This is a genomic window from Cytobacillus sp. FSL R5-0377, from assembly GCF_038004385.1.
GTDB lineage: Bacteria > Bacillota > Bacilli > Bacillales > Cytobacillaceae > Cytobacillus.
This window is the reverse complement of sequence record NZ_JBBORA010000001.1, coordinates 1,628,789-1,647,123: the sequence shown is the minus strand read 5'-3', so window position 1 is coordinate 1,647,123 and position 18,335 is coordinate 1,628,789. Positions and strand designations below refer to the sequence as shown.

The following is an 18,335-nucleotide window of genomic DNA, read 5'->3' as shown; positions in this document are numbered from 1 at the left end:
AAACCTACAAGTATATGGACAAGGAGGTAAATGTATGCTGACGTTGTTTCGCTATAACTGGCAAGTGCGTGATGAGTGGTTTGAATGGTGCCGTCAACGTACAGCCGAAAGAGCTGAATGCCAACCGGACTGGAGGAGTTGGCGGCATTCTGGAGACCCTCTTTCCTATCGCAGACGTAGAATACAGCTGGATTTGTGTGATACAGGGCAAGGAAGTGAAAGATCCCCTGTTTTCCGACTATGGATAAAGTAATGGCGCTTTCCGAAGAATACCGCAGGGAGCTAGAAACCTTTTTTCAAGAGGAATGGCCAGTCCCATACAATGAGTTTGTTACACCCCCATGGACGGAGAAGCAATATAAAAAGGGAGATATCTTAAACCATATGATTGCCCATGAAATCCATCATATTGGACAGCTGTCAGTCTGGGCAAGGGACCTTAATCTTCAGCCTGTGTCAGCCAATTTGATCGGGAGGACATTAATTGAAAATGATCAGACAACTTACAGAACAACATCATGAAAAATGCTTCAGTCTTTTAAAGCGGCATCCTGCTGAGAATCTGTACATTATTGGAGATATTGAAGCATACGGCTATGAGCATGACTTTCAAAAGGTGTGGGGGGAATTTGGAGAAGACGGCAGATTAAAGGCCGTTTTATTAAAATATGAAGAAAATTTCATTCCTTATGCAGCAGGAGACTTTAATGCCAAGGGATTTGCGGAGATAATGCTTGGTGACCCGAACCTTGGAATGATGTCCGGCCTAATAGCTGTAACGGCGAAAATTGAACCATATGTTTCACATCGCATAAAAAGAAAAAGGGAAACATATTATGCAAAATGCATAAAGTTAATGGCAGAGGGTATTGAAGCATCAGCTGTGTGCCAGGCAGGCCCTGAAGATGCAGAACAGCTGGTGGAGCTACTTCACAGCATACTTGAATTCAGCGATTCAGCCATTACCGTCGAACGAAAGCGAAGAGGGCTAAAAAAAAGGTCATCAAAGAGGGAGCTAAGATGGTCAGCACTGCTTCAATAACAGCTGATATTCCCTCTCAGCGATGGTTGTTGGTGTAGCAACATGTGCCACTCAGTGTATAGTCAAACTCTGCTGCCAGCTTCATTCGGAAAATAAAGAGCTGTGTCCCGGCTGCAGGAGCCATCTATAAACGCAGCGGTTTTGAAGATATTTTTTGGATGGTTTACATGATAGAAAAGAAATGTCCTGATCAACTAGGGCATTTTTTTATCACCGAATTAGCTTTTAAGCTGCCCTTAAATAGGGTTAATGGGAGGTACTGGAGGTAACTCTCCAGATCTTCTTGTGATACACTGATAATTAAGAAAATTCTTTAATTATACAGGTGATATATGAAGCAATTTAACTGGAAATTAGCGTCATTGCTGCTCACGGGGACTGGGATATCCAGATTAGGAGATTTCATATACCTGATTGCAATTAATTTGATTGTCTATGACTTAACCGGATCAGCAGCTGCTGTAGCAGGATTATGGATTATAGGTCCTATCACTTCCGTAATAACTAATTCATGGAGCGGAGGCATGATTGACCGGAAAAACAAAAAGAGCATTATGATTTGGACCGACATGGCCAGGGCACTGGGTGTAGCGCTGATCCCGTTTATCGGAAGCATCGGGTCCATATATGCAGTCCTCTTTTTAATTAGCGTGGCAAAGGCTCTATTTATGCCGGCTTCCGCTGTGTATATAACCAAGCTCGTTCCGATTGAAAGCAGAAAAAGGTTCAACTCCATTAACAGTCTTGTTGCCTCAGGAGCTTTCATTGTGGGGCCAGCGATAGCAGGAGGCTTGTTTTTGATTGGAACTATTGAAACGGCTGTCTTTATAAATGCTGCCTCCTTTGTCTTTTCAGCTGTCATCATATGGCTTTTGCCGGACATGGATAAAGATTTGCCATCGTCTTCCGTAAAAGCGTTAGCCTATGAAACACTCCGTGATGATTGGAAGCAGGTCATCTCATTTGGCAGGAGCGCGATTTTTATTCTATCTGTCTATGGATGCTTTCTGGCATTTGGTTTGTTCTCCCTTGCAATGGATTCCCAGGAGGTTGTCTTTATCCAGGATGTTGTAGGTTTGACAGAAGCGGATTATAGTTTTCTTGTCAGCATCAGCGGAATTGGCTTTGCCCTGGGCGCGCTCTTTATCACCATCATTTCAAAAATGCTCAGCCTCAAGCAGCTCATGGGCTATGGCATGCTATTGACAGCAGCAGGTTATCTGACTTATGCATTGGCAGACTCCTTCATGATGGTTGCAGCTGGATTTATAATACTAGGCATTTTTAATGCTTTCTCAAGTGCGGGATATCAAACCTTTTATCAGAATAATGTACCTGTGGAAATCATGGGCAGAATGACCAGTGTGATTGGTGTCATACAAAGCATGGCTCAAATTATACTGCTATTAGGAAGCGGTGTTCTCGGGGATCTGTTTCCGCTCCGTTATACAATTGTCATTTTATCAGTCCTCAATATACTTCTTTCTCTATATGTCTGCTGGCAGCTTTTAAAACCGGGGAAGCAACAGTATTTTTCAGAAACAACGTCCGCTTAAAAACAAACATAGATCCATGTTATATTTGAAATTTATTTAGGTGCTGCTGGTGCAGCATTTTTTATTGAACAAAATTGGCAGGTTAGTTGAAAAAGAAATTAAATGCAAATTTAGTTTTCGACAAATAAATCGAGCATTTTAAGGGGAAATATGGTATTCCTTATCTGATTGATATTTTTTAAAATTCGCAAAAAGGATAGGGATTCAACTTTAAGATATTGGTTGAGAGGGGGTAAGTTTGAATAGAAAATCCAACTCAAATGAATCTTGACTAAAATGATTATCTATTAAAGGGATTAAAATGGGAGGGAATAGAAAATGGATGTAAGGACACTTTTGTTACAGCAATGGGCAAGTTGCTTAGATCAAGAAGACTGGTTTCCGCCACTTGAAAAAGTGCTAGAGAATATCACCTTTGAACAGGCAATTTGGAAACCTGTTGAAGGGGCACATTCCATTTGGGAATTAGTTTGTCATTTGCTTTTCTTTGAAAAAAGAATTCTGTTACGATTTCTTGGTGAAACAACAAATGAACCACAGGCAGAAAATAATGACGCTACATATCGATTACCAACTGAGACACCTCAAAATTGGCAGAAAACAAAACAAGAATACTTCTATGTTCATCGTGAACTAGAAAAAATACTTGCAACATCAGAACTTGAAGATTTGTATAGAGAAATCCCTGAAGACAATCCATTAATGATTGAACTAAAGAGTTTAGCAATGCACGACGCCTATCATATTGGGCAAATTGTATTCCTTAGTAAAATGCAGGGAGCTTGGGTAGCTAAACGCAGCTTTTAAAAAATCTTCATTAGCTTTACAGTATTCCATTATAGGGGGCCTTAATGGAATAAGAACTGGAACGTCTAAATCGGACGTTCCCATATTTTATACCTGAAAAACGACAATACTATTTAACAAAGCCAAAATTTAAGAATTACTTTTTCAAAATAAGTTTGTGAAACATTGTACTTATGCTAATGGGTGCTTTTAAGAAAAACCAGATTCTATAACAAGAAAACTCGCCAAATTTAAAGGGCGAGTTTTCTTAGTTTAAAAGTCATTAGAAATGTAAAAAGGTACTGTTATTTCGGGGGGGGATTTTTTAAAAAGCACCCAAATCGCTTTTATGCCAGCAACTTAATTGTTAGCCGCTGCTTCCTTCATTACCATATACCAGCTCTCAGTCTCTGAGGGATTTTTGCTATTCACAAAGATCTGTTTATCTTTAAGTTCAATGTACAGAATCGGCGAATGGCTTTTCTGAATGAATAATAAGCTGCTGCCATAGCCGGTCACTTTAAAGTGCCCCTGTGAAAGGGTAGGGAGGCCGATTCCATTCTGCTTCCATGTGACCTCAGGCATTTCCTCCAGTAGTTGAACAGACTGAATATCCCGATAATCCCATTCGTCTCCGTACATTCCGGAAATTTCAAATGAATTCTCTGCTAGTGCCATTTCATAGCCTTTATGGCTGGAGACAGTCAGGTAAATGAGGGGGCCCAGAGTCACAATAAAAATGATGAGAGCAATAATATAACTTCGTTTTCTTTTGGCAGGCACTTCATATTTGGATAAATAAATGAATCCCCCAAGCAAAACAATTATCATAAAACCGAACTGCACTTCCATTGCGAATCGGAATTCTGTAAATGATAAAGGCAGGAGCACCAGCATCCCGATTGCAGTGCCAATGAGCAGGCTGCCGGTTTTTTGCGGATAGCCGCTGCTGATTAATTGTTCTTTTTCAATCTCCGGCCGCGAGGCGAAACCGGAAATGAGCCAGTAGGCTTTTTTGAATCGTACAGCCCATCCCAGAAGCAGGAATAGCAGAATTACAGAAATTTGTGTAATGATAAGACCAATCATGGCAAAAACCTCCTTGTTATTCTTTACGGATAATGCCGCCGTTTTGTTTCGGTTTTGGTATAATAATAAGACAGATTTTTAGTTCAAATAAGAGGAGGCACGTCCTTGAATAGCAAAAATATTTTATTTTATATATTAGTGGTGCTATTGCTCATTACCATTGTCAGCATCGTTATGGGATACCATAGCTTCGGATTTGGGATAGGCTTTCTGTTCGCCTTTCTGTCTCTTGCGACAGGATATTTCTATTCTATGAAAAACCGTGAATACATGCATCAGAATTACCATGCCGATTATGTGGACCGCCTGAAAAACGATAAAAAGATCTAAAAGCGGTTCCGCTGGCATTCAGCACTCCTCTAATATATGCTTAATTTAAATTCAAAAAGAGGAGGCAGGCTATGAGAAACCAGGAAAAGATGGGATTGCTGCTGGATGTGGAGACAACGGGCCTTGGACCAAATTCCGATGAAATCATCGAATTGGCATTAAAGCTATTTTCATACCGTGCCGACACAGGGGAGATTCTTGATATAAAGGATAAATCCGCATTCCTGCGGGAGCCCATCAGCCCATCAGCCAAAAACAATTACAGCCGTGCATTCAGAGTCCATGGGATTCCTTATGAAGCTGTCAGAGGAAAAAGCTTTGATGACATCAAAATAAAAAAATACTTCTTTCACGCTGATTCGGTCTTCGCTCATAATGCATCCTTTGACCGGAGCTTTTTGTACCGGATGTATCCAGAGGACATCAATGAATTAAAATGGTATTGCACCATGAGAAGTGTTCCATGGAAAGAATACGGTTTTTCAGACAGCAAGCTGCTGACGCTTCTTCAATCCCACCGGATCGCGGAAAGCCAGACACACCGAGCCATGGATGATATTACATACCTCTTGGAATTGCTGAAAAAAACAAATCCGGCCGGTGATTTCTATATGCGTGATGTTCTGGCAAAAGGCCCGATGAGAAAATATCAGCCAGCAGCCCAGGGCCGGCTCGGATAAAAATCCACACAGAAAAAGAGTGCACTCAGGCACTCTTTTTCTTATTCGCTGTTCAGCAAAGGCAGTGTGATGTTTACTGTTGTCCCCTTGCCGATTTCGCTATCATACTCAATTGTTCCCTTCATTTCACGAATGATTTTGTTCGTAACCATGCTCCCGAGGCCTGTGCCCTTTGTTTTCGTTGTATAAAAAGGCAAACCGATATTTTCTAATTGCTCGGATGTCATGCCCCGGCCATTATCCGCAATCGATATTTTAACGGTTTTAAGAAAATAATCTGCTGAAATAACAATCGAGATCTTTCCTTTTTCCTGAACCGATTCAATTCCATTCTTGATCACATTCATGATGGCCTGTTTTAGGTGATCTTCATCACCTTTCACATATAAGGGCTCTTTATTCCCGTACTCAATCTCCACATTTGAATAAGAGGCAAGCGGCCTCATGAGCAGGACACAATCCTGAATCACGTCATGCAGGGGGACATTGGCCAGATGGGACTGTTCAGGCTTTGACACTTTAAGATAGTTGGTAATGATGATGTTTGTGCGATCCAGTTCTTCAATTATCAAAGGGGAGAACTTCTTAAAGTTCTCATCTGCCGTATCCTGGCTCAAATATTGAATGAAGCCCCTCACAGTGGATAAGGGATTTCTAATTTCATGGGCAATCGAAGCTGCCAGCTGGCCGACCATTGTCAGCTTATCCATATACACCATTTCACTTATCTGTTTATTGGTTCTGAATAAACTCTCAATTATCAGTATGAGAGCAATAAATGTCAGGTAAAATGCTGCATAGTAGATCAGATAAAAATAGGTGTCCAGAAACATGATTGCTGTCTCAATGATCGCTATATACAGATAAAAATAAAAAAATACAATAAGTGACCCCGTAATCACCCGGTGATTTGAATTAAGAAACACTCTTCTTAATGAAATGGAAACCACAAAAGCTAAAATGGAAACCAAAATTCCAATAAAAGTAAACTGGCCGCCTATTACATAGCGAGTAATGACAGTACTCAGCATCACAATGGATCCCGGCAGCCATCCGGTATACAGCGTCACAATCATGATTGCGACCATTCGCAGGTCAAAATGGGTTTCCCCCAATGTTTCAATGGGGTAAAACATACACAGAAGTGCTCCGAATGATCCAAGCAGTCCATATATCAACCTTTGCTTAAAGGTAAGAGGGGCCTTTGTCTGATATGGGAAAAACAAGTTTCCGTTAAACGCAAATGAGAATAGGATCGTAATATTTACCAGTAAAGGTTTAATCAGTGTAACCAATAGTCTCCTCCGTGAGTTATCTATTTTAAAGACGGCTCCTTATGGGCGCAGGATTTGTTTGACACGGCCAACCTGCCCGTCCACAAGCCTTACTTTAATGCCATGCGGATGGGAAGGGGACTTCGTTAAAATGTCTTTCACGATTCCTTCGGTCAGCGCACCTGTCCGCTGATCTTTTTTTAGAACGATTTTCACTTTTAATCCTGGCGCAATTGCAGCGCGATTCTGGCCATCCATTACACACCAGTCCGTTTCCGCTGATTATTGGTCTTCTTTGTCTGCTGGCTTTTCAATGCTTTCGTGGATTTAACGGGAGCATTATTGAACGTTCCGCCTGTCTGACCCTGTTTTTTATTCATAAGCTGCTGTTTCATTGCTTCTTTAAGACTTATTTTCTTAGGTGTATTATCTTCTATATTAATCATATTAGAATCTCCTTTATTTACATATCCCTCTATTATAAATCATTAACCTATTAAAGGAAATTTCTCAGAGAATATAATCTTTTCACCTGTAACTTTTCTGAAAAATAAGTCTTTTGGATCACTAAATTCCCTGCCAAATAATACTTTCAACTCATTCCTAAAATACTGAATATTTTATATATTTAGATTGCAGAAATAGATTATAGGGAGTGAGTCCATTGTTAAAAGTCCTATCAACTTCAGCATTATCTCTTGCTCTAGCAGGAAGTGCCGTTTTTGCAGGAGCCGGACCGGCAAATACTCAGGTTAAGCAGGAAAGCAAGTATCAAATCAGTCTTGCGCATCATGTCGGTGCATCGCCGGAACTTGCTGCAAAAGCGAAGGAATTGGGTATGGATCTATCAAAAGTGGATCCTGCTGAGAAAGCGGCCAAGGCAGGTGCAAAGTTTCAGAAGCCTGGCGACAATCACGTTGCATATAAAGAAGCAACAGGGGATATTCCAGTTCTGGTTCTTCTTGCAAAGTATCCGGATGGCGATGAGCCTGTTGGCGATATGCCCGGACAAGTCCCGGCTAAATATTATGAGGATTTAATTTTTGGCACTGAGTATAACCCATACGAACTTGAACAGTTCAAGCAATATGATGGACCAGATGTTCCAAAGGATCGCACGATGCAAAACGCTTATAAGGAATCCAGTTATGGAAAAACGAACCTGATCCGCAAAGAGAACACCGAGTTTGTCTGGGTACAAATGCCAAAAGGTGCATCTTATTACTTAGATCAGGAAGGAAAGTTTGCTGAAAACGGAACATATGTAAATGGAAACGTGAATGGTGATGCCCATACAGGGGAATTTATTCGCGACTTGCTGAAAGCTGCAGACGATCAGGTTGATTTTTCAAAGTATGCCGAAAATGGGGAAGTGCCTAATATTTTCGTCATTCATGAAGGTACAGGAGCTGAATTCAGCCGTGATCCTGCACAGTTCTGGTCTCATAAGTGGAGCCTTTTAAGTGCTCTGTATTACGGAAAATACTATGAAACTGGCAAACCTGCAGATGTTCATGCTGGTATGTCCCAAGGTGCGTGGATTGACCAAACAGTTGCTGAAGATATGACATATGATGGGGTAGTAGTCAACAACTACAATATCCAGCCAGGCATCGGCGGTAATGTTGCCGGATTTGATGCTGCTACAAATACTTACAAAGAAGAAGCCAAAACGGGTCCGTTTCCGGCACAAACAGGGGTTTATGCTCATGAATTTGGACATGCCCTGGGGTTGCCTGACTTCTATGATACGGTCTATAGCTCAGAAGGGGCAGGAAACTACTCGATGATGGCAGGCGGTTCATGGCTGCGCTATCCGGATAAACCTGAATATGGCGGAAATTCACCAGCTCACTTTGATCCATTTTCTAAGATCTTCTTAGGATGGGTAAAGCCTATTGAAGTAAAACCAGAGGATGGCGTGAAGGAAATCACTCTGCCGCCAATCAGCAAAGCGGATGATGACAACGGAATTATCAAAATGGAAGTGCCAGGCTCAAACGGCACTGAATACTTCCTGTTTGAAAACGTTCAGCACGATGGATTTAACAAAGGATTTATCCGCCAGGGGGAAGATGCTAAAGGCTTAGTGGCGTGGCATGTAGATGAGAACATCATTAACCTGTACCAGACAGCCGGCTTCCGTCCAAACAATGTGGAGAACTGGATGAACAAACGCTTCCAGTACAACCAATCTGAAACAGCTAGTGACGGAACAGTGGTAACACACTATGGCTTATCTGTTCTGCAGGCTGATGGCAAGTATGACCTGGAGAAAAATAAAAACCGCGGTGATGCAGGTGACTTCTTCAAGACAGGCAGCAAAATCACCCCTGTTTCAGGAAAGGTCCACACAGGCTCTTACTACTTCTGGAAAGGATACGGCTCTACACCGGCTGACTCCGGAATCCATGTAACAAACATTAAAGAAAATGCCGATGGATCCATCACAGCAAAATTCTTCTATAACACGAACAGCAGCAAAAAATAATAGATAAAAAAATCCGAGCAGGGTGGCCTGCTCGGATTTTTGTTATTAAAGACTATTCTTCTCATAAACTTGCAGGTTCGCATAAATCGCTCCAAGAACAGGAGCATCTATATCCAGCAGTTCAGCCTTTTCCAGCAAGTACCCGAAGAAATGATCCGCTTCAATAGGCTGCCCTTTTTCCATATCCCGCTGCAGGGAGGATTTCATTTCATAGCCCATTTCATGTACTTTCTTCACCTGGGCTTCTTCAATCCCATCAGCGAGCGGAGCACCTAAGCCTCTCATAATGGCAGATACCTCTTTCAAAACCTCTTTAATTGAATTCAATCCGAATGACTGCTCGCGAATCGGCCCGATTGGGGAACGGAACAGGGAGGTGACACCGGAAAGTGTGGAGATAAACAGGTACTTATGCCACAACTCCTGTTCAATATTTTCAGAGAGGCGGAAGTTTGCTTTTGTACCTGAAAAAGTTTCTTGAAGCTTCAGAATTCGCTCTGTTTTTTCACCGGAACGCTCCCCGAAAACCAAGTCATGGACTGGGCTGGTGTGAATCACTTTGCCATTTTCACCAAGAGTGGTTTCAATAAAGCAAAGTCCGCCCAGAACATTTTCTTCTCCAAAAGCAGCTATTAGCTGATCCATATGGGCAATTCCATTTAAGAGAGGAAGAATCAAGGTTTTGCTGCCTGTGTATGGGCGGATATCCCTGATGGCTCCTTCAAGATGATAAGCTTTTGTGGAGAGCAGGATGACATCGAATGCATCAGCACTTTCTCCTGCCTGAATGATTTTCGCCGAAGAGAACTCCATCTTTCCATGGACACTTTCAGCGAGCAGTCCATATTTCTCAAGCTCCTGCTTTCTTTTCTCCCTCACCAAAAACGTAACATCCTCGCCTTTTTCCAGAAGTCTTCCGCCAAAATAACCGCCAATAGCGCCGGCTCCGACAATTAATATTTTCATACTATAGTGCCTCCTTTGGTAAATGGAAAAGTGCACGCATGTACGTGCACTTTTGCAAGATTACTAAGTTAAATAGAAGAAGAATCCTGCTCCTGATAACATAACTGCAGTTAAAATCAATTTGGAAGTAAGAGAGAGAGACTCCTCACCTTTCGCGTTTATTTTCTTCTCTTCCTCCTTTACTGTTTCCCGGTAATTGGGGGAGCAGCAGGCCATTATGCAGATCTCTTCCAGCCGGAAATATCTACTTCAAGCGGCAGGTTATTCGCCCGCGCTTTTTTAGCAGCGGAGAAGAAGAGGACTACAAGAGCAATTGTACCGATCGCGCCGCCAATCCAGGCAGCAGTCCAGGATAATCCGAAGCCGATAGGTGCATTTAAGATATACGTTAAGACCATCAGCAGCATGAATGTTCCAGGTATAAGCGAGATCCAGTAATTTTTCTTCGCGATATACAAGTACATGGCACCGACAAACAGTGCAATCACTGCAGTTGATTGGTTAGCCCAGCTGAAGTATCTCCATAGAATGTTAAAGTCGATTTGCGTAAGTGCCAAGGAAACAGCAAACAATGGAATCGCAATCCATAAACGGCTTGAAATTTTCTTCTGTGCGAAATTGATATAGTCAGCAATGATCATTCGGGCACTTCGGAATGCTGTATCACCAGATGTAATTGGAAGGACCACAACACCAAGAATGGCAAGCGTTCCGCCTATTGCACCAAGCATTAGGGTAGAAGCTTCACTTACCACGGCACCAGGGCCTCCGTTGGCAAGGAAATCACTTAATCCATTGTAGCCATCAAATAAACTCATGGCAGCAGCAGCCCAGATCATCGCAATAACACCTTCTGCAATCATCATGCCATAGAAAATTTTACGTCCCTGGTTCTCGTTCTGAGTTGTACGGGAGATAATCGGTGTCTGTGTCGCATGGAATCCTGAAAGAGCACCGCACGTGATTGTGAAAAACAGCAATGGGAATATCGGTGCGTTAGCCGGGTGGAAATTCTGCAAAGAAATCTCCGGAATTTCAGCACCGGTTGCAACTAAGCCTATCCCCACACCAAGGGCACTGATTAAAAGTAAGGCGCCAAAGTAAGGGTACAGGCGGCCGATGATTTTATCAACTGGCAGTAATGTCGCTAAAATATAATAGATGAAAATTGCAGCAATAATTAGCGTTAATGAGATTTTTTGATCCATCACCACATAAAGAAGGTCAGCAGGAGTAGTAACAAAGACTGTTCCAACTAAAAGAAGCAGAAGAACAGCGAAAGCGTTCACAACATGCTTCATGACTTTGCCGAGGAATTTACTCGCAAGCTCAGGCAAATGGGCGCCTCGGTTGCGGATGGAAATCATTCCTGTTAAATAATCATGAACAGCACCGGCAAAAATACAGCCGACCACGATCCAGATAAAAGCGACAGGTCCGTAAAGCGCTCCCATAATCGGGCCGAAAATCGGACCAGTCCCCGCAATATTCAATAGCTGTATTAAAGAGTTCTTTGGTGTGCTCATAGCGATGTAATCTACACCGTCAGCATGTGTATAGGCAGGCGTCGTACGTTCCTGCTTCACACCGAAGACTTTTTCAACAAACTTGCCGTACGTAAAATAACCTACAATTAAAAGTGCAATACAGGTTAAAAAAGTAATCATATATATCCCCCTTTATGAATGCGTTTACATAAATTATATAAAATAACGAGAAGATTTGAACAATTTGTGTCCAACATGTAATAAATGAAGATTAAAAGGCAATAGAGGAGGATTAAGATGCAGAGAAGGGTACGAATGATTTGAAAATTTCCTTTATTTGCAGTGGCGGACCTGAGGCGATATGTAGTGAGCCTAAAATAAGAACAACTGAAGTCCCGCACATAGGAAAAAGCACCGTTTCCGGTGCTTTTATCACAATTCCAATCGCACCCGCAGTGCTTTTACATAGTTCCTGCTCACAGACAAGAGTTCTTCCCGGCCTTCCATCTCAAGCTGATAGGCACCGTTAAACCAGGGAGTCAGTCTGGTTACATAGTCCAGGTTTACCAAGTAACTTTTATGAATCCTGAAAAAAGAAAATGGCAATAGCCTGCTCTCCAAGTCCTTTAGCGGGATTTTGGTTTCGTGCTCTCCGGTTTTGGTAATGATTCTGGATACTTTTTCGTCCCGGCCGATATAGAGGATATCTTTTGGCTCCAGGTATAAAATTTCCCCATCTTCTTCAACTGCCAGTTTGCCGGCAGGCTTGCCAATGTCATGATCCTTTTTTCGGCTAATCAATTTTTCCACACGCCTGATCGTCTGCTCGAGCTGTTCTTCATCGTAGGGCTTCAGTAAATAATCGGTGGCTTCATAGCGGAAGGCTTCAGCAGCAAACTGCGGGTAGGCTGTTGCAAAGATGATAAGCGGCACCTTTTTCAGTTCGTGCAGAGATTTGGCCGCTTCCATGCCGTTCATTTTGGGCATCTCCACATCCAGGAAAACCACATCCGGCTGAAGCTGTATGGCTTTCATTACCGCTGCTTCACCTGATTCAGCCTCGCCGACAACCTGAATGGCAGGGAATTTCTCCAGTAAATGCTTTAATTCATCTCTGCTGTAGCGTTCGTCATCAGCAATTAAGGCCCGAATCGTTTTGTCCATCAGTTTTTTCCTCCGTTTGTGGAATGGCGAATTGTATGACAGTGCCGACGCCAGGCGTGCTGGCAATTTGAAGGGAAGCCTTTTCACCAAACATCATCGTCAGCCGGCGGTTAATATTATAGAGTGCAAGTCCGGACCCCGATTTTGACGTAAGGGTTTCTTTCCCAATTTGGTCAGCTCGCTCTTTGCTCATACCCTGTCCATTGTCCTCGACTTTAACTATCGTTACTCCATCCCGTTTCATGATTTCGATTTTAATGAGACAGTCCTGTTCTTTGTCTTTAATCCCATGCTTTACGGCGTTTTCCACAATCGGCTGCAGAGTGAGCGGCGGAATTCTCTCCAAAAGGGCCTCTTCCTCAATGTCATATAGGACCTCTAGCCGATCCACAAACCGGGTTTCCTCTATGGACAAATAGGCCTTTACATGTCTGAGCTCCTGTTCAAGGGTCGTACAGCTGACTGTTGTAGCGGTCAGGTTCTGCCGCAGAAAGTGTGAGAGCGATACAAGCAATTTCCGTGCCTGAGCAGGCTCAATCCTCACAAGGGAAATGATCGTATTTAATGAATTAAATAAAAAATGCGGTGATATTTGCGCCTGCAGCGCTTTAATTTCAGCTTCCTTTGCCAGCTGGTAGGCTTTATCAGCCTCAGCGATTTCGAGCTGATTGCTGAGCAGTACACTTAGTCCGGAGATCAGCTCCATCACGAGATTGGTCATTTCTTTTTCCGAAGTGAAGTAAAACTTTAGCGTTCCAATGGTTTCACCCCGCAGCTTTAAAGGAGCGACAATGGCAGCACCAAGTGGACAGTTATCCTGCCGGCAGTGAATGGTCCGGTCATTTGCAGCCATAATTTCACCGTGCTCAATGACATCACGTGTGATCCGGGTCTGAATCGGGCTTCCGGAACGGTGGTGGTCATTTCCAAGGCCGACATGGGCCAGGATTTCAGCGTGATTGGTGATCGCCACTGCTTTCATTTGAAGTTCCTTATGTAAGATCTGGCAGACAGCCAGTGCGGATTTATGATTAATCCCTTCCCGAAGGTGAGCAAGGGTCTGATCTGCAATACGCAGCGTTTTCTGTGCATGAAAAGCACCTGCTTTTTCTTCTTCGTTAATGACATTTTTTATGATCAGGAGGAATAATGCGCTGCCAAGTCCATTTGCTATAATCATGGGAATCCCAATCATTTCAACAAGCGCCACCGCTTTTTCCATGGGCCGTGATATTCCAAGGATAATCAGCATTTGCACGGCTTCTGCCGCAGCACCAATGAAGAAGGCTGATGACAGCTTTACATGTTCGTTCTTTCGGCGGAAAAAGCCGGCAAGCAGCCCGGCTACTATGGATGCAAGGCCGCAGGCAATCCCGGTAAAGCCGCCAAGTGTAAATCGGTGGAATCCTGCGATAATACCCGCACCAATTCCTACTTTAGGGCCGCCAAGCAATCCGGCGAGCACGACCCCAATCACCCTGGAATTGGCAATGGCTTCATCTGAAGCAAGCTCGGATGCCCAGCGGTTAAACTGCAGAGTGTCTGTATTAAAAGCCAGGCCGGAATAGGTTCCAATGATGCCAAAGAATCCGAAAAAAAGAATGGCTTTATACTCCTGCTGCCTTTTTAATCTTTCGCCATAAATCATCTCTCTGAAAAAGCGGAACCTTGTCAGAATCAGTGCAATAGTGACAATGATCCCAAGCCTCTCCAGCATCGTAATCAGCAGTTCCAGCATTAGTAAGCCCCTTTAAGAAAGTCTTTTATCATTATTTTAATAGATTAAAGAGTAAATGAAAAATAGCCTGTTTGAATTTTTCAAAAAAAGCAAAGGCTTTTCAAAGCAGTCTGTCGAAAGTTTATTGAAATTAGTTCCGGAAAAGGAGAGATTATTCATGGGATTCACGCTGAACCAAATCACACCAGCCCGCCTCCTGGAAAACCGCCTGGATATGAACCGTTACCTTCAAGCGGAGTTCAGCCCCCTGATCGGCAGGAAATCGTGGATGCAAAACTGGGAGCAGCTGGCGAAAAAGTTTCAGCTTTTTAAATTTGAAGCCTTGTCAGCAGAGAGGCTCCCTGAGTACAGCTGGAATCCCGAGGAGATCGCAGCCATCGCCGATGAAACGTGTAAGGCAGCTATGAGGCAGCTTCACTTTAAAAGCCTGTCTATAACAATTGTGCCTTCTCTGCCTTTCCCGTGGTTTCAGAATATAGATCAATCCCTGTGGACAAATGGCTACACTATAGGTCCAGATACTATTTTCCTTGCCATTCCGCCGCAGCCGGACCCCGACTTTTTAAAATATATGCTTGCCCATGAGCTCCATCATGCTTGCCCTGAAAATCCGATCTACAATCTTACACTAGAAACCTTTACTCTCGCTGACTGGTATAAAATGGAGGGGTGCGCTGAGTATTTCAGTCTTTCGCTTTATAGGGATAAGCGGTGGTGGAAGGAAAGCTTCACTGAGGAAGCCGAGCATCGCTATTTGGAAATTGCCAGGCAGAATCTGCATACAGAAGACGATGTGTTAAAAAGTAAAATCTGTTTTGGTGATAAGGAAATGGGCATCCCCATATTTTCAGGCTATTCTTTTGCTTTTAAAATGGTAAGGCATTACGCAGAACAGGAAAAAATCACAAGGTATCGGGATTTATTTCATATAGATCCGGTTGAACTGCTTAATCGATATATGATCAAGGAGGACATGTAATTGGAGACAGAAATGCTGAATATATTTGATGAAAATCGGAATCAGATTGGTGTTGCTTCCCGAGAAGAGGTACACATAAAAGGACTCTGGCATGAAACCTTTCACTGCTGGTTCATCGATAGACAAGAAGAAAAGGAATATATTTATTTTCAATACCGCAGCAAGGACAAAAAGGATTACCCGGGATTACTGGACATAACCGCTGCAGGCCATCTTATGAGCCATGAATCAGTCATGGACGGGCTGAGGGAAGTGGAGGAAGAACTGGGGATTCAAGTTGATTTTACGGATTTGGTGCCATTGGGCGTCATCGATTATATGGCAGAGAAAGAAAATTTTATCGACAAAGAACTGGCGAATGTATTTCTATATCCCAGCGGCCATACTCTGGAGGAGTTCAAGCCGCAGCAGGAGGAAGTAACGGGAATCTACCGGATTGATCTGGAAGACTTCCATGAGCTCTGGTTTGAAGGAAGAGATCATATCCAGGCAGAGGGATTTCAGATTGAACGCGATGAAAGAGTCACATCTTCTATAAAAGTGTGCAAAGACGACTTTGTTCCGCATGAGGATTACTATTACAGGCGGGTACTGCATTCGATTCGGGAGATGGAGAGGGAATATGCAGATTAAAACAGAAGAAGATATCGTGAAGCTGGTAAAAGAGGACAAATGGATGATGGATATCCTTTTAGCCGCAAAGTCATTAAACCTCCCTGACTGGTGGGTATGTGCCGGCTTTGTGAGGGCAAAAGTATGGGATACTCTTCATGGATTCAGGAATAGAACCCATTTGCCGGATGTGGATGTCGTCTATTTTAATAAGAATGACCTTAGAGAAGAAACGGAAAAAGTACTCGAGTCCAAGCTTAAATCCCTTCTGCCCCAAGTGCCCTGGTCTGTTAAAAATGAGGCAAGAATGCATCTGCTTAATGACCTACCCCCATATACTTCATCAGTGGATGCGATCTCGAAATTTCCTGAAACAGCTACTGCACTCGGGCTAAAACTTGATGACAAATACAATATCATACTAACGGCTCCTTGGGGGATAGAGGACCTGCTTTCTTTTAAAATAAACCCCACTCCTTTGTTTGCTGAAGATAGAAAGTTATTTGAAGTATACCTGCAGCGAGTTACAAAGAAGAACTGGACATCATTATGGCCAATGATAGAAGAAATTCAATCAAACATTTGATTGAAAGGAAGAAGCCAATGAAAAAGGTGTTTTTATTACTGTTGCTGCTCATACTGCCAGGTTTGCAGACATTGGCAACAAAATGGGTGGAAATAAATCCCGAAGAGGTCGAATCCCGTGCACAAGTCATTGTGCTGGGAACATATAATTTCAATAGTAAACTAAAATCAGGCAAGAGTATATTTTATGGAAGCCAGTTTCATGTTGAAAAGGTTTATAAAGGGGAAGCGGCAGAAAACATTACGGCAGGCATTGACAGAAACGATACTGGATGGGCAGAGGAATTTCAGCAGGAGGGCGGCAAGTTCCTGTTATTTTTGGAAAAAACAAAGGAAGCCCGTTTTCTAGTACCCGTCGCCGGTCCCAATGGAATGGCTGAGGTTCGGGATGGCAGGATTGTATCGGGGCATGAGGATTATTACAGAAGGATAATGGCTGAAAAAGGAAGAATACCAAGCCATGCTAAAGAAAAAGGGGATGGACACCTGATTGAAGTCCTGCTGTTTTCTTCAATAGGGCTGATTACATTACTGTTGATTTTAAGGTTTTTATTTAGAGAAAATGCGAATTCTTATTAAGCGCGTCACATTTAGATTATAATAGAGAAATAACAACTAAAGAAAAGGCAGGATTCTGTATGATTGTAAAAAATGAAGAAGAATTAGCAAAACTGAAGGAAATTGGCAAAATTGTCGCGGAAATTCGCGATGCGATGATTGAAAAAACCAAGCCGGGTGTCACAACCAAAGAGCTTGATGATTTAGCCGGAGAGCTGTTTGAAAAGCACGGAGCAATTTCCGGCCCTAAAGGAGAATACGATTTTCCAGGCTTTACATGCATAAGCGTGAACGAAGAGGTAGCCCATGGCATTCCCGGAAGCCGCATAATAAAAGAAGGCGATCTGGTAAACATTGATGTTTCAGGATCAAAAGATGGCTATTTTGCTGATACTGGCCTATCATTTGTCGTTGGAGAAGATGAAAAGCTGCAAAAATTATGTGATGTGGCACAGGAAGCATTCGACGAAGGTCTGAAAAAGTTAAAGCCGGGCGGCAAGCTGAGCCTTGTCGGCAAAACGGTTCATAAAGTGGCAAGAAACAACGGATTCAACGTAATCATGAATCTGACTGGCCACGGTGTCGGCCGCTCCCTTCACGAGAAACCGGACCATATTTTGAACTATTTTGATCCATGGGATAAACAGCTGTTAAAAGAAGGAATGGTAGTAGCCTTCGAACCGTTTATCTCAAGCGGAGATGACGAAGTTAGAGAAATGAGCGACGGGTGGACGTTTGTTACACCAAATAAAAGCCATGTCGCACAATGTGAACATACCGTTGTGGTCACAAAAGAAGGACCAATTATCTTAACGAAATAATCATGAACCAGGAGCATGGGATGCTCCTGGTTTTTTTAGATTTTTTGTTACCCGTGAAAAAAACGCTTGAACTCTCCAGAACATTCAGCTAAAATAATTAAAATTTCAAATTTTAAAGTAATGACAGAAACAAGTAGCTGTTATTCTCCCTGTTTTAGAGAGCTGATGCCCGGTGAA

The 18,335-nt window shown here is 42.8% G+C and carries 19 protein-coding genes, 1 pseudogene and 1 other annotated feature (1 of these 21 cut by a window edge); of the genes and pseudogenes, 12 read left to right on the top strand and 8 right to left on the bottom strand.

All coding sequences use genetic code 11. The features are described 5' to 3' along the window. The first annotated feature begins 34 nt into the window (after window positions 1–34). From NSQ49_RS08310 to NSQ49_RS08295, 4 genes and pseudogenes are all read left to right on the top strand, one after another. Window positions 35–522, top strand: a pseudogene (locus NSQ49_RS08310) (DinB family protein). Further along, the gene (locus NSQ49_RS08305) at window positions 485–1,042 is read left to right on the top strand and encodes a hypothetical protein (RefSeq protein ID WP_311315890.1); all 558 of its coding nucleotides are present in this window, start codon (window positions 485–487) and stop codon (window positions 1,040–1,042) included. The pseudogene NSQ49_RS08310 and the gene NSQ49_RS08305 overlap by 38 nt, the downstream one beginning before the upstream one ends. Window positions 1,043–1,374: 332 nt before the next feature. Continuing rightward, on the top strand, window positions 1,375–2,598 hold the full coding sequence (locus NSQ49_RS08300; protein ID WP_251283288.1) for an MFS transporter: 1,224 nt from the start codon (window positions 1,375–1,377) through the stop codon (window positions 2,596–2,598). A 318-nt stretch (window positions 2,599–2,916) separates the two neighbouring features. Further along, on the top strand, window positions 2,917–3,405 hold the full coding sequence (locus NSQ49_RS08295; protein ID WP_159862115.1) for a DinB family protein: 489 nt from the start codon (window positions 2,917–2,919) through the stop codon (window positions 3,403–3,405). 339 nt (window positions 3,406–3,744) lie between these two features. Here NSQ49_RS08295 and NSQ49_RS08290 read toward each other — a convergent pair whose 3' ends face one another. Then, on the bottom strand, window positions 3,745–4,473 hold the full coding sequence (locus tag NSQ49_RS08290; RefSeq protein WP_251283287.1) for a DUF3784 domain-containing protein: 729 nt from the start codon (window positions 4,471–4,473) through the stop codon (window positions 3,745–3,747). Window positions 4,474–4,578: 105 nt separating this feature from the next. On the opposite strand from NSQ49_RS08290, the gene NSQ49_RS08285 reads away from it, so the two are divergent. Further along, a complete protein-coding gene (locus NSQ49_RS08285) occupies window positions 4,579–4,803 on the top strand; it encodes a hypothetical protein (protein WP_159862113.1) in 225 nt (74 codons plus the stop codon). Window positions 4,804–4,874: 71 nt separating this feature from the next. Beyond that, window positions 4,875–5,483 carry an exonuclease domain-containing protein gene (locus NSQ49_RS08280; protein ID WP_159862112.1) on the top strand — a complete coding sequence of 203 codons (609 nt, stop codon included), beginning with the start codon at window positions 4,875–4,877 and terminating at the stop codon, window positions 5,481–5,483. Window positions 5,484–5,524: 41 nt separating this feature from the next. On the opposite strand, the gene NSQ49_RS08275 is transcribed toward NSQ49_RS08280, so the two are convergent. Genes NSQ49_RS08275 through NSQ49_RS08265 form a run of 3 tightly spaced genes read right to left on the bottom strand, consistent with a single transcriptional unit; the run spans window position 5,525 to window position 7,203 of the window. Next, window positions 5,525–6,778 carry an ATP-binding protein gene (locus NSQ49_RS08275; protein WP_251283286.1) on the bottom strand — a complete coding sequence of 418 codons (1,254 nt, stop codon included), beginning with the start codon at window positions 6,776–6,778 and terminating at the stop codon, window positions 5,525–5,527. A 39-nt stretch (window positions 6,779–6,817) separates the two neighbouring features. Then, window positions 6,818–7,015, bottom strand: coding sequence for a YwbE family protein (locus NSQ49_RS08270; protein ID WP_159862110.1), 198 nt, complete (start codon window positions 7,013–7,015; stop codon window positions 6,818–6,820). Further along, window positions 7,015–7,203: a hypothetical protein gene (locus NSQ49_RS08265; protein WP_285869043.1), complete on the bottom strand. Its 189-nt coding sequence runs from the start codon at window positions 7,201–7,203 to the stop codon at window positions 7,015–7,017. The genes NSQ49_RS08270 and NSQ49_RS08265 overlap by 1 nt, the downstream gene beginning before the upstream one ends. Window positions 7,204–7,421: 218 nt before the next feature. On the opposite strand from NSQ49_RS08265, the gene NSQ49_RS08260 reads away from it, so the two are divergent. Then, window positions 7,422–9,248, top strand: coding sequence for a M6 family metalloprotease domain-containing protein (locus tag NSQ49_RS08260; RefSeq protein WP_159862108.1), 1,827 nt, complete (start codon window positions 7,422–7,424; stop codon window positions 9,246–9,248). Between the two features lie 45 nt (window positions 9,249–9,293). Here NSQ49_RS08260 and NSQ49_RS08255 read toward each other — a convergent pair whose 3' ends face one another. From NSQ49_RS08255 to NSQ49_RS08240, 4 genes are all read right to left on the bottom strand, one after another. Next, window positions 9,294–10,214 carry a ketopantoate reductase family protein gene (locus tag NSQ49_RS08255; RefSeq protein WP_159862107.1) on the bottom strand — a complete coding sequence of 307 codons (921 nt, stop codon included), beginning with the start codon at window positions 10,212–10,214 and terminating at the stop codon, window positions 9,294–9,296. 215 nt (window positions 10,215–10,429) lie between these two features. Continuing rightward, window positions 10,430–11,881, bottom strand: coding sequence for a carbon starvation CstA family protein (locus NSQ49_RS08250; RefSeq protein ID WP_251283285.1), 1,452 nt, complete (start codon window positions 11,879–11,881; stop codon window positions 10,430–10,432). Window positions 11,882–12,133: 252 nt separating this feature from the next. After that, window positions 12,134–12,865: a LytR/AlgR family response regulator transcription factor gene (locus NSQ49_RS08245; protein ID WP_251283284.1), complete on the bottom strand. Its 732-nt coding sequence runs from the start codon at window positions 12,863–12,865 to the stop codon at window positions 12,134–12,136. Further along, window positions 12,834–14,603 (bottom strand): sensor histidine kinase, encoded by a 1,770-nt coding sequence (locus tag NSQ49_RS08240; RefSeq protein ID WP_251283283.1) that lies wholly within the window; start codon window positions 14,601–14,603, stop codon window positions 12,834–12,836. Before NSQ49_RS08240 ends, NSQ49_RS08245 begins: the two co-directional genes overlap by 32 nt. A 157-nt stretch (window positions 14,604–14,760) precedes the next feature. Between NSQ49_RS08240 and NSQ49_RS08235 the strand changes: the two genes are divergently transcribed. From NSQ49_RS08235 to map, 5 genes are read left to right on the top strand one after another with little or no spacing between them, the layout of a single operon-like run. Beyond that, window positions 14,761–15,582: a DUF2268 domain-containing putative Zn-dependent protease gene (locus tag NSQ49_RS08235; RefSeq protein ID WP_251283282.1), complete on the top strand. Its 822-nt coding sequence runs from the start codon at window positions 14,761–14,763 to the stop codon at window positions 15,580–15,582. Beyond that, complete coding sequence (locus NSQ49_RS08230) at window positions 15,583–16,215, top strand: NUDIX hydrolase (RefSeq protein WP_251283281.1); 633 nt, start codon at window positions 15,583–15,585, stop codon at window positions 16,213–16,215. It abuts the gene before it with no gap. After that, complete coding sequence (locus NSQ49_RS08225; RefSeq protein ID WP_251283280.1) at window positions 16,205–16,780, top strand: nucleotidyltransferase family protein; 576 nt, start codon at window positions 16,205–16,207, stop codon at window positions 16,778–16,780. Before NSQ49_RS08230 ends, NSQ49_RS08225 begins: the two co-directional genes overlap by 11 nt. Window positions 16,781–16,797: 17 nt before the next feature. Further along, window positions 16,798–17,358: a hypothetical protein gene (locus NSQ49_RS08220; RefSeq protein WP_251283279.1), complete on the top strand. Its 561-nt coding sequence runs from the start codon at window positions 16,798–16,800 to the stop codon at window positions 17,356–17,358. 59 nt (window positions 17,359–17,417) lie between these two features. Then, window positions 17,418–18,158: a type I methionyl aminopeptidase gene (gene map / locus NSQ49_RS08215; protein ID WP_159862099.1), complete on the top strand. Its 741-nt coding sequence runs from the start codon at window positions 17,418–17,420 to the stop codon at window positions 18,156–18,158. A 111-nt stretch (window positions 18,159–18,269) separates the two neighbouring features. Next, window positions 18,270–18,335, top strand: a binding site (T-box leader); it runs 142 nt beyond the window's last position.

Coding starts and splice junctions, on each gene's coding strand:
- NSQ49_RS08300 (WP_251283288.1), top strand. CDS start 1,375: ATGAAGCAATTTAACTGGAAATTAGCGTCATTGCTGCTCACGGGGACT.
- NSQ49_RS08295 (WP_159862115.1), top strand. CDS start 2,917: ATGGATGTAAGGACACTTTTGTTACAGCAATGGGCAAGTTGCTTAGAT.
- NSQ49_RS08290 (WP_251283287.1), bottom strand. CDS start 4,473: ATGATTGGTCTTATCATTACACAAATTTCTGTAATTCTGCTATTCCTG.
- NSQ49_RS08280 (WP_159862112.1), top strand. CDS start 4,875: ATGAGAAACCAGGAAAAGATGGGATTGCTGCTGGATGTGGAGACAACG.
- NSQ49_RS08270 (WP_159862110.1), bottom strand. CDS start 7,015: ATGGATGGCCAGAATCGCGCTGCAATTGCGCCAGGATTAAAAGTGAAA.
- NSQ49_RS08265 (WP_285869043.1), bottom strand. CDS start 7,203: ATGATTAATATAGAAGATAATACACCTAAGAAAATAAGTCTTAAAGAA.
- NSQ49_RS08255 (WP_159862107.1), bottom strand. CDS start 10,214: ATGAAAATATTAATTGTCGGAGCCGGCGCTATTGGCGGTTATTTTGGC.
- NSQ49_RS08250 (WP_251283285.1), bottom strand. CDS start 11,881: ATGATTACTTTTTTAACCTGTATTGCACTTTTAATTGTAGGTTATTTT.
- NSQ49_RS08245 (WP_251283284.1), bottom strand. CDS start 12,865: ATGGACAAAACGATTCGGGCCTTAATTGCTGATGACGAACGCTACAGC.
- NSQ49_RS08240 (WP_251283283.1), bottom strand. CDS start 14,603: ATGCTGGAACTGCTGATTACGATGCTGGAGAGGCTTGGGATCATTGTC.
- NSQ49_RS08235 (WP_251283282.1), top strand. CDS start 14,761: ATGGGATTCACGCTGAACCAAATCACACCAGCCCGCCTCCTGGAAAAC.
- NSQ49_RS08225 (WP_251283280.1), top strand. CDS start 16,205: ATGCAGATTAAAACAGAAGAAGATATCGTGAAGCTGGTAAAAGAGGAC.
- NSQ49_RS08220 (WP_251283279.1), top strand. CDS start 16,798: ATGAAAAAGGTGTTTTTATTACTGTTGCTGCTCATACTGCCAGGTTTG.
- map (WP_159862099.1), top strand. CDS start 17,418: ATGATTGTAAAAAATGAAGAAGAATTAGCAAAACTGAAGGAAATTGGC.